The 13,132-nt window shown below is 73.9% G+C and carries 15 protein-coding genes; 5 read left to right on the top strand and 10 right to left on the bottom strand.

The genetic code is table 11. The annotated features are described in order from the left end of the window. Positions 1-3: 3 nt before the first annotated feature. Positions 4-885 (bottom strand): SDR family oxidoreductase, encoded by an 882-nt coding sequence (locus AC3ET4_RS22530; RefSeq protein WP_431952211.1) that lies wholly within the window; start codon positions 883-885, stop codon positions 4-6. 84 nt (positions 886-969) lie between these two features. Between AC3ET4_RS22530 and AC3ET4_RS22525 the strand changes: the two genes are divergently transcribed. The 4 genes from AC3ET4_RS22525 to AC3ET4_RS22510 all read left to right on the top strand — a co-directional run bounded on the left by AC3ET4_RS22525 (position 970) and on the right by AC3ET4_RS22510 (position 5,091). Then, positions 970-1,548 carry a TetR/AcrR family transcriptional regulator gene (locus AC3ET4_RS22525; protein WP_431952209.1) on the top strand — a complete coding sequence of 193 codons (579 nt, stop codon included), beginning with the start codon at positions 970-972 and terminating at the stop codon, positions 1,546-1,548. 371 nt (positions 1,549-1,919) lie between these two features. Continuing rightward, positions 1,920-3,245 carry a glycosyltransferase family 4 protein gene (locus AC3ET4_RS22520; RefSeq protein ID WP_431952207.1) on the top strand — a complete coding sequence of 442 codons (1,326 nt, stop codon included), beginning with the start codon at positions 1,920-1,922 and terminating at the stop codon, positions 3,243-3,245. Then, a complete protein-coding gene (locus tag AC3ET4_RS22515) occupies positions 3,239-3,976 on the top strand; it encodes a class I SAM-dependent methyltransferase (RefSeq protein WP_431952205.1) in 738 nt (245 codons plus the stop codon). The genes AC3ET4_RS22520 and AC3ET4_RS22515 overlap by 7 nt, the downstream gene beginning before the upstream one ends. Further along, the gene (locus AC3ET4_RS22510) at positions 3,973-5,091 is read left to right on the top strand and encodes a prenyltransferase (RefSeq protein ID WP_431952203.1); all 1,119 of its coding nucleotides are present in this window, start codon (positions 3,973-3,975) and stop codon (positions 5,089-5,091) included. The genes AC3ET4_RS22515 and AC3ET4_RS22510 overlap by 4 nt, the downstream gene beginning before the upstream one ends. 7 nt (positions 5,092-5,098) lie before the next feature. On the opposite strand, the gene AC3ET4_RS22505 is transcribed toward AC3ET4_RS22510, so the two are convergent. Next, positions 5,099-5,386, bottom strand: a complete 288-nt coding sequence (locus AC3ET4_RS22505) for a hypothetical protein (RefSeq protein WP_431952201.1) — start codon at positions 5,384-5,386, stop codon at positions 5,099-5,101. Positions 5,387-5,530: 144 nt separating this feature from the next. Between AC3ET4_RS22505 and AC3ET4_RS22500 the strand changes: the two genes are divergently transcribed. Beyond that, a complete protein-coding gene (locus AC3ET4_RS22500; protein ID WP_431952199.1) occupies positions 5,531-6,067 on the top strand; it encodes a hypothetical protein in 537 nt (178 codons plus the stop codon). Between the two features lie 145 nt (positions 6,068-6,212). Here the strand turns inward: AC3ET4_RS22500 and AC3ET4_RS22495 are convergent, their stop codons facing one another. The 8 genes from AC3ET4_RS22495 to AC3ET4_RS22460 all read right to left on the bottom strand — a co-directional run bounded on the left by AC3ET4_RS22495 (position 6,213) and on the right by AC3ET4_RS22460 (position 13,114). Then, positions 6,213-7,064: a DUF5336 domain-containing protein gene (locus tag AC3ET4_RS22495; protein ID WP_431952197.1), complete on the bottom strand. Its 852-nt coding sequence runs from the start codon at positions 7,062-7,064 to the stop codon at positions 6,213-6,215. Between the two features lie 128 nt (positions 7,065-7,192). After that, positions 7,193-8,080, bottom strand: a complete 888-nt coding sequence (locus tag AC3ET4_RS22490) for an N-acetylmuramoyl-L-alanine amidase (RefSeq protein ID WP_431952195.1) — start codon at positions 8,078-8,080, stop codon at positions 7,193-7,195. A 10-nt stretch (positions 8,081-8,090) separates the two neighbouring features. Beyond that, positions 8,091-8,765 carry a class I SAM-dependent methyltransferase gene (locus AC3ET4_RS22485; protein ID WP_431952193.1) on the bottom strand — a complete coding sequence of 225 codons (675 nt, stop codon included), beginning with the start codon at positions 8,763-8,765 and terminating at the stop codon, positions 8,091-8,093. Positions 8,766-8,943: 178 nt separating this feature from the next. Beyond that, the gene (locus AC3ET4_RS22480) at positions 8,944-9,558 is read right to left on the bottom strand and encodes a response regulator (RefSeq protein ID WP_431952191.1); all 615 of its coding nucleotides are present in this window, start codon (positions 9,556-9,558) and stop codon (positions 8,944-8,946) included. Continuing rightward, positions 9,555-10,748, bottom strand: coding sequence for a sensor histidine kinase (locus AC3ET4_RS22475; protein ID WP_431952189.1), 1,194 nt, complete (start codon positions 10,746-10,748; stop codon positions 9,555-9,557). Before AC3ET4_RS22475 ends, AC3ET4_RS22480 begins: the two co-directional genes overlap by 4 nt. A gap of 38 nt (positions 10,749-10,786) precedes the next feature. After that, the gene (locus AC3ET4_RS22470) at positions 10,787-11,518 is read right to left on the bottom strand and encodes an ABC transporter permease (RefSeq protein WP_431952187.1); all 732 of its coding nucleotides are present in this window, start codon (positions 11,516-11,518) and stop codon (positions 10,787-10,789) included. Next, a complete protein-coding gene (locus tag AC3ET4_RS22465) occupies positions 11,518-12,432 on the bottom strand; it encodes an ABC transporter ATP-binding protein (RefSeq protein WP_431952261.1) in 915 nt (304 codons plus the stop codon). The genes AC3ET4_RS22470 and AC3ET4_RS22465 overlap by 1 nt, the downstream gene beginning before the upstream one ends. A gap of 505 nt (positions 12,433-12,937) precedes the next feature. Then, positions 12,938-13,114 (bottom strand): hypothetical protein, encoded by a 177-nt coding sequence (locus AC3ET4_RS22460; RefSeq protein ID WP_431952185.1) that lies wholly within the window; start codon positions 13,112-13,114, stop codon positions 12,938-12,940. Positions 13,115-13,132: the final 18 nt, after the last annotated feature.

Below are 13,132 nucleotides of genomic sequence, written 5' to 3'. Positions count from 1 at the left end.
CGCTCAGGGCTGGATGTTCTCCAGGTCCTCCAGGAGGCTGAGGTGCTTCTGCTCCCAGCCGAGGGTCTGCCGGGTGTGGGCGCTGGACGAGGGCTGGTCGTTCGCGAAGATCGGGCCGAGAGGGCCGTACGTCTGCGACGGCACCGACTCGACCGGCAGGCCCAGCCGTCGGCCGATGACCGCGGCGATGTCACGCACCTGGTCGCCCTCGTCGCCCACGGCGTGCCAGGAGGTGCCGGCTTCCGCGTGTTCCAGCGCGAGCCGGAAGAGGACTGCCGCGTCGAGCGCGTGCATGGCCGGCCAGCGCTGTGTGCCGTCGCCGGGGTAGCCGGACACTCCGGTCCGGCGTGCGATGTCGGTCAGCAAGCCGGCGAACCCGCCCGTGCCCTGGTTGTGGACCGTGCGCGGCAGGCGTACGGCCGTGCTCCGGACCCGGCGCGAGGCCAGGCCCAGGACCGCCGTGACGGCGCGTCCACGACCACCGACCGGCCCGTCGGTCGGCAGCGGGTCGGCCTCGGTGGAGGCACGGCCCGGCACATGGGGCGTACCCGAGCAGGCGACCAGGGGCCGGTCGCTGCCGACGAGTTCCTCGCCGAGGGCCGCGAGGGCGGCGCTTTCCTCGGCGACCGCCTTGGCGAGGGCGTCGGGGCTGCTGAAGTCGTTGGCGAATGCCAGGTGGATCACCCCGTCGGCCTGAGCGACGCCGGAGCGAAGGACGTCGAGATCTGCGAGAGATCCCCGGAGGGGCTCGGCGCCGGCCGCCTCGGCGGCCAGCGCGGAGGCGTCGGAACGGGCGAGTGCGAGGACGCTGTGGCCATGGTCGAGCAGCTCGGCGACGACGGCGGAACCGATCAGACCAGTGCCACCCGTGACAAAGACGTGCATGCAGCTCTCCTCAAGTGACGGGACTCTTGTCCCATCACCCTAGCAGAGTGATGGGACAAGAGTCCCGTCGCGTATGATGGGGCCATGGCTCGATGGGAACCAGGCGCACGCGAACGCCTTGTCGTGGCCGCAGTCGACCTGTTCACCGAGCAGGGGTACGACGCCACGACGGTCGCGCAGATCGCCGAGCGCGCCGGGGTCACCAAAAGCACCTTCTTCCGGTACTTCCCTGACAAGCGAGAGCTGATGGTGGCCGGGCAGGAGACGCTGAGCCGGCTGCTGGCCGAGGGGATCACCGAGGCGCCCGATGACGCCAGCCCGCTCGAGGCGGTCGCTGCCGGTCTTGAGCGCGCGTCGAGCGCGATGGGTCCCATGAATCGCGAGCTCGCCCCGCGCCTGAAGGCTGCCGTCGCCGCCAGCGTCGAGCTTCAGGAGCGTGACGCCCTCAAGACCGTCAGCCTGGCGGCTGCGATGACGACCGCCCTGGTCGCCCGCGGCCTGTCCGACCCGGCCGCGGCCCTCGCGAGCGAGCTGGGCGTCCTCGCCTTCAAGCGCGGGTACGCCGAATGGTCCGAGGGCGACCGTGACGGCAAGGACGAGCTCACCGGGTACGTCCTGTCGGCCCTGGACGAGTTGCGTACGGTGAGTGCATCGCTGGGCTGAGCGGACAGATCGTCCCGCTCATCGGCTGGTTGCATCGACCCGTCGCTCGTAAGGCCCGCAGGCACCGGGGGTCGCGCCGCGGGCTCCAGGCGTTCCTCGCGGCCCCTTCACGTGTACCGGGCGCTCGCCGCCCGGAGCGGCGCAAACACCGGCAGGGCCCACGCGGGCCTCGCACATGACGCCCTGTTCGCAGCCGCGCGCTCCCACCGCCGGGCGTGGCGGGAATCACCCGGCACAGCCAGGGCGCCCCACAGGGGGACGGGTATCTTCGTGCTCTCGGGCCAACCCCTGAGCAACCGATTCTGAAACTTGTTCCATCGAGGCGCAGGCGGCTACGCTCCCGCCGACGTGCAGCGAGAAGGGGGCCGTGAGTGACCGCAGAGGCCGGGCCGCTCCGGATCGCGCTGCTCACCTACAAGGGGAACCCCTTCTGCGGGGGTCAGGGCGTCTACGTACGCCATCTGTCCAGGGAACTCGCCAGCCTCGGCCACAGCGTCGAGGTGATCGGCGCCCAGCCCTACCCCGTGCTCGACGCGGTCGGTGACGGGGTGCGCCTCACCGAGCTGCCGAGTCTCGACCTCTACCGCCAGCCCGACCCGTTCCGCACCCCGAAGCGCGAGGAGTACCGCGACTGGGTGGACGCGCTGGAGGTCGGCACGATGTGGACCGGCGGCTTCCCCGAGCCGCTGACGTTCAGCCTGCGCGCCCGCCGCCACCTGGCCGCCCGGCGCGGGGACTTCGACGTCATCCACGACAACCAGACCCTCGGCTACGGCCTCCTCGGCGGCCCCCGCGCCCTCGGCGCGCCGCTCGTGACGACCATTCACCACCCCATCACGGTCGACCGGCAGCTCGAACTCGACGCCGCGCGGGGGTGGAAGCGCCGGGCGTCGGTCCGTCGGTGGTACGGCTTCGCCCGGATGCAGAAGCGGGTCTCCCGCCGGCTGCCGTCCGTGCTGACCGTCTCCGGCACGTCCCGGCAGGAGATCGTCGACCACCTCGGGGTGCGCCCGGAGCGGGTGCACGTGGTGCACATCGGCGCCGACACCGGGCTCTTCTCGCCGGACCCCTCCGTGCCCGAGGTGCCGGGCCGGATCGTCACCACCTCCAGTGCCGACGTGCCGCTCAAGGGCCTGGTCCACCTCGTGGAGGCGCTGGCGAAGCTGCGTGCCGAGCACCCCGGTGCGCACCTCGTCGTCGTCGGCAAGCGCGCCGACGACGGCCCGGTGGCCGCCGCCATCGAGCGGCACGGGCTCGGCGGCGCCGTCGACTTCGTCAAGGGCGTCAGCGACGAGGAACTGGTCGACCTGGTGCGCAGCGCGCAGGTCGCCTGCGTGCCGTCGCTGTACGAGGGCTTCTCGCTGCCGGCCGCCGAGGCCATGGCCACCGGGACGCCGCTGGTCGCCACGACCGGCGGCGCCATCCCCGAGGTCGCGGGGCCCGACGGCGAGACGTGCCTGGCCGTGCCGCCCGGGGAGCCGGGCGCGCTGGCCGCAGCGCTGGGCCGGCTGCTGGGCGACCCGGGGCTGCGCCGCCGCCTCGGTCTGGCCGGCCGGGAACGCGTACTGACCCGCTTCACCTGGGAGCGGGCCGCCGCCGGCACCGTCGCGCACTACCGGGCGGCGATCGAGGCCGCCGGGGGGCCGCGGCCCACTGTCCAGTCTCCGTCCCGGACGAAAGCAGGCTCCACGTGCTGACCGTCGACTTCTCCCGCTTCCCGCTCGCCCCGGGCGACCGGGTGCTCGACCTGGGCTGCGGCGCGGGCCGCCACGCCTTCGAGTGCTACCGGCGCGGCGCGAACGTGGTGGCCCTGGACCGGAACGGTGACGAGATCCGCGAGGTCGCCTCGTGGTTCGCGGCGATGAAGGAGGCCGGGGAGGCCCCGGCCGGGGCGACCGCCACGGCGATGGAGGGCGACGCGCTGAGCCTGCCGTTCCCCGACGACAGCTTCGACCGCGTCATCGTCTCCGAGGTCATGGAGCACATCCCGGACGACAAGGGCGTGCTCGCCGAGATGGTGCGCGTCCTCAAGCCGGGCGGACTCATCGCGGTCACCGTGCCGCGCTACGGGCCGGAGAAGGTCTGCTGGGCGCTGTCCGACGCGTACCACGAGGTCGAGGGCGGCCACATCCGCATCTACCGGGCCGACGAGCTGCTGGAAAGGATCCGCGAGGCGGGTCTGCGCCCGTACGGCAGCCACCACGCGCACGCGCTGCACTCCCCGTACTGGTGGATCAAGTGCGCGGTCGGCGTGGACAACGACGAGGCCCTGCCGGTGCGGCTGTACCACAAGCTGCTGGTCTGGGACATCATCAAGAAGCCGCTGGCCACCCGGCTCGCCGAGAACGCGCTCAACCCGCTCATCGGCAAGAGCTTCGTCGCCTACGCCGCCAAGCCGCACACCCCGAAGACGGGCCTCGACGCGTGAGGCGGACCGAGCACCTCGTCCTGCCCGGCGTACTGACCTCCGAGCAGGCCGCGCAGACCGTCGCCGGGATCCTCGCCGTCCAGCGGCCGGACGGCGCCATACCGTGGTTCGAGGGCGGCCACCTCGACCCCTGGGACCATGTCGAGGCCGCCATGGCGCTGGACGCCGCCGGCGAGCACGAGCACGCCGAGGCGGCCTACACCTGGCTCGCCCGCCGGCAGAACCCGGACGGCTCCTGGTACGCGGCGTACGGCTGGGCCGACGGCGCGGAGGGCGAGGAAGGCGAGTGCGAGCCCATCGACCTGGCCCGGGAGAGCAACTTCTGCGCCTACGTCGCCGTCGGCGTGTGGCACCACCACCTCTCCACCGGCGACGACGCCTTCCTGGAGCGCATGTGGCCGGTGCTGTACGCGGCCGTCGAGTACGTCCTCGAACTGCGGCTGCCCGGCGGTGAGATCGCCTGGCGGCGCGAGGACGACGGGACGTATCCGCGGGAGGCGCTGATGACCGGCTGCTCGTCGATCTACCAGGCGCTGCGCTGCGCGCTGGCCGTCGCCGAGTACCGCGAGGACCCGCAGCCCGACTGGGAGCTGGCCGCCGGCGCGCTCGGCCACGCCGTCGCCCACCACCCCGAGCGGTTCCTGGACAAGCACCGCTACTCCATGGACTGGTACTACCCCGTCCTCGGCGGGGTGCTGCGCGGGGAGGCCGCCCGCGAGCGCGTGCAGGCCCGATGGGACGAGTTCGTGGTGCCGGGCCTCGGGGTCCGCTGCGTGGTGCCCAACCCCTGGGTCACCGGCGGCGAGAGCGCCGAACTCGCCCTGGCCCTGTGGGCGATGGGGGAGTCCGACCGGTCCGTGGAGATCCTCGCCGCGATGCGGCACCTGCGCGCCGAGGACGGCATGTACTGGACCGGGTACGTCTTCGAGGGCGACGCGCAGGCCGGCACGGCCCCCGCCGTGTGGCCCCGGGAACGCACCACGTGGACGGCGGGGGCGCTGCTGCTGGCCGTCGCCGCCCTGGGAGGGGACGAGGCGACGACGGCCGTCTTCGGGGGCGACCGGCTGCCGCTCGGGCTGGTGCCCGCGGCGGCGGGGTGCTGCGCCGGCCGGTGAGCGGGCGTCAGGCCCGGTTGATCCGGCCCGCCACGGCGTGCCCGACGACCAGGTAGACCGCCGCCGGCAGACCGTAGTCCAGCAGGGTGCGCGCCCAGGCGGACCGGGTCGAGAAGATGCCGTGGGCCCAGCCGCCGAGCCAGGACGCCACGTCGTGGATCCACTCCACGAAGCCGTTGGCCCGGTTGGCGTCGAGCATCCACAGCAGGATCCACAGGATCAGGATGAAAGCCGCCACGTCGGCGGCCACGATGATGATCGTGGCCGCAGGATTGCCGCGATATCGTCTGGACATACCTGCCGTCTTGCCCCGATCGGCGCAGCCAAACGCCGTCGCCGGGAGGCGGCCTGACGCCCCGTACGGCCCTGTGCGGTGGCCGCTGGCCGGGCCCGGGGCGAGGATGCGAGCACGCACCGCATCCCCCTGGGAGAGACCCTCATGCCCTTGCGCCGTGCTCTGACCGCCCTTCTGCTCTCCGGCGTGCTGCTGGTCGTCCCCGCCTGCGGCGGCGACTCCGGCGATCCCGCGAGCGGCGGCACCGCGAGTCCCACCTCCTCCGTGGAGAAGCAGAAGCTCGCCAAGACGCGCTTCGTCGCCAACGCGGGACTGGCCGCCGGCGCGACCTACCAGTGGATCGTCAAGCCCTATCGCGAGGGCAAGTTCGAGAAGGACGCCGACGGCCGCAAGCTCACCCTGGTGAAGGCGGGACTGGCCGGGGCCTTCGCCTACAACCGGCTCAAGGCCGCCGCGGAGAACGCCAAGGGCGACCCGACCCTCTCCCGTCTGGTGGCCCCGCTGACCGCGGGCATCGAGTCGCTCAAGGACCTGCCGAGCAAGCTGCGCAGCGGTCAGGGCACCGACGACATCGTGGGCACCTTCCAGGACACCATCAGCGGCGTCAAGTCGGCCGGCGAGGGAGCGGGCGCCAAGGTCACCGACAAGGTGCCCTCGCTGTCCCAGCTCAGCGGCGGATGAGCTCGGTCCGCTACCGGCGGGGAGACAGCCGTGCCCCCGGGCCGACGGCCCGAGGGCACGGCTTCCGCGTGCGTGCGGGCGCGTGCGGGCGCGGGGTGCGCGGGTGACAGGCGCGCGGTCTTTCCCGTGAGGGCGGGGGAGCGGGTCAGCCGCGCTGGATGCCGCTGACGTCCTGAAGGACGCCGCGGCGGCCGTCCTGGGTCTGCGCGACCAGGCCTGCGCCGCGCTGCTCCACCGCCAGGTACCAGACGCCGGGGGTCAGCTCGGCGATCTGCTGGGCCGAACCGTCCTCCGCGTACAGCGGCCGCGTCACGGGCACCGCGAACCAGAAGGCCGCGAACTCCGCGGCGGGCTGCTGCTGGGGCTGCTGCTGGGCCTGGGGCTGCTGCTGGGAGTGCGGGTAGCCGTACTGGCCGCCGCCGAACGACTGGTCCGCCGGCAGGCCGTGCCCGCCGGCCTGCCCCGGGTAGCCGTAGCCGCCCTGCTGCCCGCCCGGGTGCGGCTGACCGCCCTGCACGCCGCCGTACGGCTGGGGCTGCTGGGGCTGCCGGGGCCGCGGAGCGGGCAGCAGCGGCGCCTTGAGCGCGGGCAGGCCCCGGAGGGTCAGCAGCATCACGGCGGCGAGCGCGACGGCGGCGACGAAGGAGAGGTAGGCGCCGGTGGCCAGCTCGAAGATCTCGTTGCCGTTGAAGAGCGACCACAGGGCGTCCCAGGCGGCGGCCACGGCCAGCACCGCGCCCCACTGCGCCAGGCCGATGCCGAGCAGCTTGCGGCCCTCGGGCAGGAAGCGGGAGGCGACGAACAGGCCGGCGGCGATCAGGCCCAGCAGGTGCACCGAGGGCAGCAGCGGGAACAGCTCGCTCTTCCAGGCGTTGACTGCGCAGCCGTCCGCGTCGCAGTTCTTCGCGGCGTAGAAGTTCAGGAACGAGGCGATCAGCAGCAGCAGCGCCGCGCCGATCACCGCGCCGTCTCCTCGGGTGAGGGAGCGGTTATTCACTGGAAGTCCTTGTCAGTCGTCTCGTTGTCGCTGTCGTCGGCGTTGTCCATCGTATGAGGACGGTCGCCGCGGGGTGGGGCCGGTCCGGCTGTCGGTGACCCGATCGGTACCCGATGCTCACCGGCCGCTCACCCGCGCTCCTCCAGGAACGCGGTGACGCCGTCCGCGATGCCCTCCGCGGCCTTCTGCCGCCAGGCCGGGCTGGTCATCAGCGCCGCGTCCGCGGGGTCGCGCATGTTACCGCACTCGATCAACACCTTCGGCACTGTGCTGAGGTTGAGTCCGCCCAGGTCGCGGCGGACGTCCAGGCCGGTGCCGCCACCGATGTAGTTGGACGGCCGGGTGCCCGTCTCCCCCGCGAAGTGCCGCTTGAGGGCGCCGCCGAGAAGTCTCGACGGCCCGCTGATCCTCCGGGTGTCCGCGATGCCCTGGTGCAGCGCGGCGGGCATGATCACGTGGAAGCCGCGGTGGCCGCCAGCCGAGCCGTCGCCGTGCACCGACACCGCCGCGTCGGCCTCGGCCTCGTTCCCGATCCGGGCCCGCTCGTCGATGCAGGGGCCGTACGCGCGGTCGCCGTCGTAGGTGAGCCGCACGGTGGCCCCGCGCGCCTCGAGCAGCGTACGGGCGCGCCGGGACACGTCCAGGGTGAAGGCGGCCTCGGCGTACCCCGCGTTGGTCGCCGTGCCCGTGGTGTCGCACTCCTTGCGGGCGGTACCGATGTCGACCAGGCGGTTGATCTCGGCCGTGTGCCGGCTGTTGCGCGCGTTGTGCCCCGGGTCCAGCACCACGACCCTGCCCGCGAGCGGCTTGCCGGCCCGGGCGGACGGCGCCCCGGTGGAGGGTGCGTCGGCGGGCGGCGCGCCCGAACGGAGCGGACGCACGCCCTGGGGGAGGTCGCCGTTGCGTCCGGGGTCGTCCGGTCCGCTCGCGGCGTCCCACACCAGCCACCCGGCCGCGCACGCCACCACCAGCGCGGCCCCGACGGCCACGGTCGAGCGGCCCTTGTTCTTGAACACGTCAGCGATGCTAACCGCCGTAGTGGATCACGGCGTCCGTACGCCGGAGTACATGCAGTGAACCGGTCGCGGACACTTCCGTGAACGCACCCGACTCCAGCGCCCGCCGGTAGATCCGCCAGGGCGCCTGGCCACCGTCGGCCGGGTCGGGGAACACGTCGTGGATGACCAGGAGACCGTCCTGCGCGACGTGCGGCGCCCAGCCCGCGTAGTCGTTGCCGGCGTGCTCGTCGGTGTGCCCGCCGTCGACGAAGACGAGCGCGAGCGGCTTCCCCCACACCGCGGCGACCTGCGGGGAGCGACCCACGACCGCCACGACGTGCTCCTCGAGCCCGGCGGCGTGCAGGGTGCGCCGGAAGGAGGGGAGGGTGTCCATCAGACCGACCTCGGGGTCCACGAGCGACGGGTCGTGGTACTCCCAGCCGGGCTGCTGCTCCTCGCTGCCGCGGTGGTGGTCGACGGTGACGGCGACGGTCCCCGCCTCGCGGGCGGCGGCGGCCAGCAGGATCGTGGAGCGTCCGCAGTAGGTGCCGACCTCCAGCAGGGGCAGGCCCGGGAGGCGGGCGGCGGCGTCGGCGGCGGCCGCGAGGAGGGCGAGGCCCTCGTGGGTGGGCATGAAGCCCTTGGCCGCCTCGAACGCGGCCAGGACGTCCGCGGGGACTTCCGCGAGGGGTGGCGTGCTCATGCCCCCATCGTCCCGCACGTCCTCTGTGCCGCCCGCCAGGGGTGCGGCCGGCGGTGCGCGGGTCCGTGGTGGTCTCCGTCGGGGTTCCCGCCCGCCCGATTGCCCGGCGCGGTTGGCGCGGGCCCGCGAACCGTCCGCCGCGGGCGCAGACCACCCGCACCGCAGCCGCGGGCAGAGGTCAGAGCCAGCCGTTGTGGCGGGCGGTGCGCACCGCCTCCATACGGTTGCGGGTGCCCGTCTTGCCGATGGCCGCGGACAGGTGGTTCCGCACCGTCGACTCCGACAGATGCACCCGCGCCGCGATGTCGGCCACGGTCGCCCCGTCCGCCGCGGCGTTGAGGACGTCCTGCTCGCGCGGGGTCAGCGGGCTCGGCCCGGTGCTGAGGGCGGCCGCGGCCAGGGCGGGGTCGATGACGCGGTGCCCGGCGAGCACGCGCCGGATCGCGGCGGCGAGGTCCTCGACGGGGCCGTCCTTGACCAGGAAGCCGGACGCCCCGGCCTCCATGGCGCGGCGCAGGTACCCGGGGCGGCCGAACGTCGTGAGGATGAGCACCTTGCATCCCGGGAGCCGCTCGCGCAGCTCCGCCGCCGCGTCGAGCCCGCTGCGCCCGGGGAGCTCGATGTCGAGCAGCGCGACGTCGGGCCGGGCGCGCAGTGCCACGGCGACGATCTCGTCGCCCGCGGCGACCTGTGCGACGACCTCGATGTCGTCCTCCAGGTTCAGCAGCAGCGAGAGCGCCCCGCGCATCATCCCCTGGTCCTCGGCGAGCAGGACCTTGATGGCGTCGCTCATGCCGCCTGTCCCTCCTCCTCCGGCAGCTCGGCCTCCACACGGAACCCGCCTCCCGGTGCGGGGCCCGTGGCGAGGGAGCCACCGGCCGCGGCGAGCCGTTCGGCGAGCCCCCGCAGTCCGGAGCCGGTTCCGGGGGCCGAGCCTACGCCGCGGCCGTCGTCGGTGATCCGCAGGCGGACCCGCCCGCCGGCGGCGGTCAGCTCGATGCGGCAGGTGGCGGCCGCGCTGTGCCGCACGACGTTGGTCACACCCTCCCGCACCACCCACCCCAGAAGGGCCCCTGTCCGCGGGGGCGGCGGCCCGGACTCCTGGACGACGGCCTCGATCCCGGCGGCCGCCAGGGCCGAGCGGGCGCGGTCCAGCTCGGTGGACCAACTGCCCTCGCGGTAGCCGGTGACGGCCTCGCGGATCTCGGTGAGCGCCTGGCGTCCGATCGCCTCGATGTCGGCGACCTGGGCGAGGGCGGCCTCCGGATCGCGCGGGGCGAGCCGGCGGGCGGCCTCGGCCTTGACGACGACCACGGAGAGGGTGTGCCCCAGCAGGTCGTGCAGGTCGCGGGAGAACCGCAGCCGCTCCTCGGCGACGGCGTTGCGAGCCAGCTCCTGACGGGTGGCGCGCAGCTGGGTGACCGCGTCGTGGAGGGTGAGCATGGCCGCGGTCACCAGGCCCGAGATGAGGCTGCCGTACCCGATGGACACGCCCTCCCAGAGGTCGCCGCTGCGCAGACCGGCGACGATTCCCGCGGACACCGCGAGGGCGACGAGCACCGGCCCCGTCCGCCGGCCGCGCGCCACGATCCCGGCGGCCAGCGACAGCAGCGGGAAGAACACCAGCCAGGTGCCGCCGTAGCCGATGGCGAGGGCGTAGGTGACCGCGGCCAGCGCGAGGAGATAGCGCCGGGGCGCCTTCCCGGCCGCGGCGCGCGGATCGAAGGCGGTGAAGACGACCGCGATGTAGAGGGAGTTGAAGGCCAGCAGGCCGAGACCCCCGAGCCAGGGCTGGGCGGCCTCGCCCTGCAGGAGGTGGGACAGCGCGCCCACGCCCATCAGCAGCCAGGGCAGGAAGGTGAGGCGGTTCGGGGGCCGCAGGGCCTCGATCTCCTCGTCATAGGACCGTGTCACCCGCAGCAGCCGCCAGCGGTGCCGGATCCGGGCCGGCGGAGGCCGCCGGGGGTCCGTCGTGATCGCCATGGCGGCTGCCTCCTCCTCGTGCGCGGTGCCGCCGGGCTTCACGGAGTGCGGGCCGAGCGGCGGTAGGCGTACACCGCGTACGCGCCGAAGACGGCCGTCCACGCGGCGAGGACCGCGACGCCACCCGCCCGCGGGGCCGCGCCGTCCGCGATGGCCCAGCCGAGCTGGCCGAAGCGCTGGGACGGGGTCCACTCGGAGACCGCCCGCAGCCAGCCGGGGAAGACGGAAGCGGGGATCCACAGGCCGCCGACGACGGACAGGCCCAGGTTGCAGGCCATGTTCACCACGCCGGTGGTCTGCCCGGACAGCCGGTAGCCGTTGCCGAGGCCCAGCAGGGTGAAGGGCGCGGTGCCCACCCACAGCAGGCCCCCGACGGCGGCCCACTGCCAGGCCCGCAGCTCCACGCCGTTGACGAGCCCGCCGGCCAGCAGGACGGCCAGGATGGCGGGCAGCACGGTGATCGAGCCGCTGATGCACCGGCCGGTGACGACCAGCAGCGGGGACATCGGGGTGATCCGCAGCTGACGCAGCCAGCCGAGCCCCTTGTCCTCGGCGACGCTCGACCCGGTGCTCACCGCCGAGCCCAGCGCGCCGTAGGCGGCCATGCCGATCATGGCGGCCAGCGCGGCCGCCTTGTCCTCCTCCGAGCCGCTGACCCCGAGGTTGGTGAAGAGCAGGTACATCATGACCGGCATGCCGACGCCGAAGATCACGAAACCGGCGTCGCGGAGGGTGCGCCGGATCTCCAACGAGATGTAGGCGAACAGCATCAGACCTTCTCCTTGGCGGTGGCAGGGGCGGCGTCGTCCTCGGCGGCCGGACGCGCGGTCAGGGAGAGGAACGCTTCCTCCAGGCTGGCGGCGGTGACCGTCAGGCCGCGGACCATGCCGCGCTCGGCGAGGGCGACGACCGTGGCGTCGGAGTCGGCGCAGCGCAGCACGGCACGGTCGCCGCGCACTTCCGCCGACACCACCCCGGGCAGTCGCCCGAGGCCCTCGGCGGCGGTTCCGGCCAGGTCGAAGGAGACGAGATTGCCGCCGACCGTGCGCTTGATGCGTTCGCCGGTGTCGTCGGCGACGATCCGGCCGCGGTCGATGACCACGACGCGGTCGGCGTTCTCGTCCGCCTCCTCCAGGTAGTGGGTGGAGAACAGGACGGTGTTGCCGCGTGCCGCATAGGTCCGCATCGAGTCCCAGAAGGCGCGCCGGGCCTCGACGTCGAGGGCGGCGGTGGGCTCGTCCAGCACGATCAGCTCGGGGTTGCCGGCCAGGGCCACCGCGAAGCGGACGCGCTGCGCCTGGCCCCCGGAGAGCCGGTCGGCGCGGCGGCCGGCGACCTCGGTGAGGCCCGCCAGTTCCAGGGCCTCGGCCACGGGCAGGGGGTCGGGGTAGGTGCGCGCCACAAAGGTGATCAGTTCCTGGACGGTCACCCGGGGGATCGGCCGGCCGTCCTGCAGCATCGCGCCCACCCGGCCCGCGCGGACCGCGGTGTGCGGGGTGGCGCCGAAGAGCCGCACCTCGCCGTCGTCGGGTTCGTTGAGCCCGAGCAGCAGGCTGATCGTGGTGGACTTGCCCGCGCCGTTGCGGCCGAGCAGGGCGACGCACTCCCCCCGCTGGATCTCCAGGTCGACGCCGTCCACCGCGCGTATCGCGCCGAACGTCTTGACGGCCCTGGTGAAACTCACTGTCGTCGTCATGTCACTGACATTACGGTCGGCGCTGCCGCGGGGGCAGTGGGTTTTGTACGGACTTGGTCAGGACGAATGTCACTGGCGCCGGGCCTCGCTGACGGTGTGCCAGTGATGTGCGGTCGGGGGTCGCCCATGCCCTGCGGAGACGGCGTCGCTCGCGGTCTTCCCGTCGTGCGTGCGACCGGGGCGACGAGGCCGACCGGACCGCCGTCACCCCGCGCCGGGTGCCCGGCGGGCCACGTTCAGCTTCGGGTCGCACACGACGCGGTCGGCGCGCGGCCTCGGCGCCTGCCCCGCGCACCTCCGCTTGCCCCACCGGCCTCGGCGCTTGCCCCACCGGCCTTCGCCTGCCCCTCGGGCCTCCGGCGGCCGAGAGGGTCCCGGCAACGCCGACGGCCGGCCGGATCACCGGCCGGCCGTTCGTCGTGCGCAGCGGCACGGCGGCGCCTGACGACGCGATCACCCCGCACGGGGCGGGGCGGGAACGGGCCTCGGCCCGTCAGGCATCCATGTCGGCGGACCCGGAGGGCCGGCGGTGGCGGCCGTGCGGCGGCTGGACCGCCTCGGCCTCGTCGTGGGCGGAAGCCGTACCGCGGTGGCGGCCGGCGTGCAGGCCCTCGGCGGTACCGTCCTCGAGGCGGGCCTCGGCGGCGGTGTCGTGTCGGGCATCGGACATGAGGAGACTCTCCGTCGA

Source organism: Actinacidiphila sp. bgisy167 (assembly GCF_057707665.1).
This window is presented reverse-complemented; position numbering and strand designations above follow the sequence as displayed.

Bases quoted from the DNA above. Each gene is read 5' to 3' on its own strand.
- AC3ET4_RS22480 (WP_431952191.1), bottom strand. From the start codon at position 9,558: ATGAGCGACGCCATCAAGGTCCTGCTCGCCGAGGACCAGGGGATGATG.
- AC3ET4_RS22505 (WP_431952201.1), bottom strand. From the start codon at position 5,386: ATGTCCAGACGATATCGCGGCAATCCTGCGGCCACGATCATCATCGTG.
- AC3ET4_RS22475 (WP_431952189.1), bottom strand. From the start codon at position 10,748: ATGGCGATCACGACGGACCCCCGGCGGCCTCCGCCGGCCCGGATCCGG.
- AC3ET4_RS22485 (WP_431952193.1), bottom strand. From the start codon at position 8,765: ATGAGCACGCCACCCCTCGCGGAAGTCCCCGCGGACGTCCTGGCCGCG.
- AC3ET4_RS22500 (WP_431952199.1), top strand. From the start codon at position 5,531: ATGCCCTTGCGCCGTGCTCTGACCGCCCTTCTGCTCTCCGGCGTGCTG.
- AC3ET4_RS22530 (WP_431952211.1), bottom strand. From the start codon at position 885: ATGCACGTCTTTGTCACGGGTGGCACTGGTCTGATCGGTTCCGCCGTC.
- AC3ET4_RS22460 (WP_431952185.1), bottom strand. From the start codon at position 13,114: ATGTCCGATGCCCGACACGACACCGCCGCCGAGGCCCGCCTCGAGGAC.
- AC3ET4_RS22470 (WP_431952187.1), bottom strand. From the start codon at position 11,518: ATGCTGTTCGCCTACATCTCGTTGGAGATCCGGCGCACCCTCCGCGAC.
- AC3ET4_RS22525 (WP_431952209.1), top strand. From the start codon at position 970: ATGGCTCGATGGGAACCAGGCGCACGCGAACGCCTTGTCGTGGCCGCA.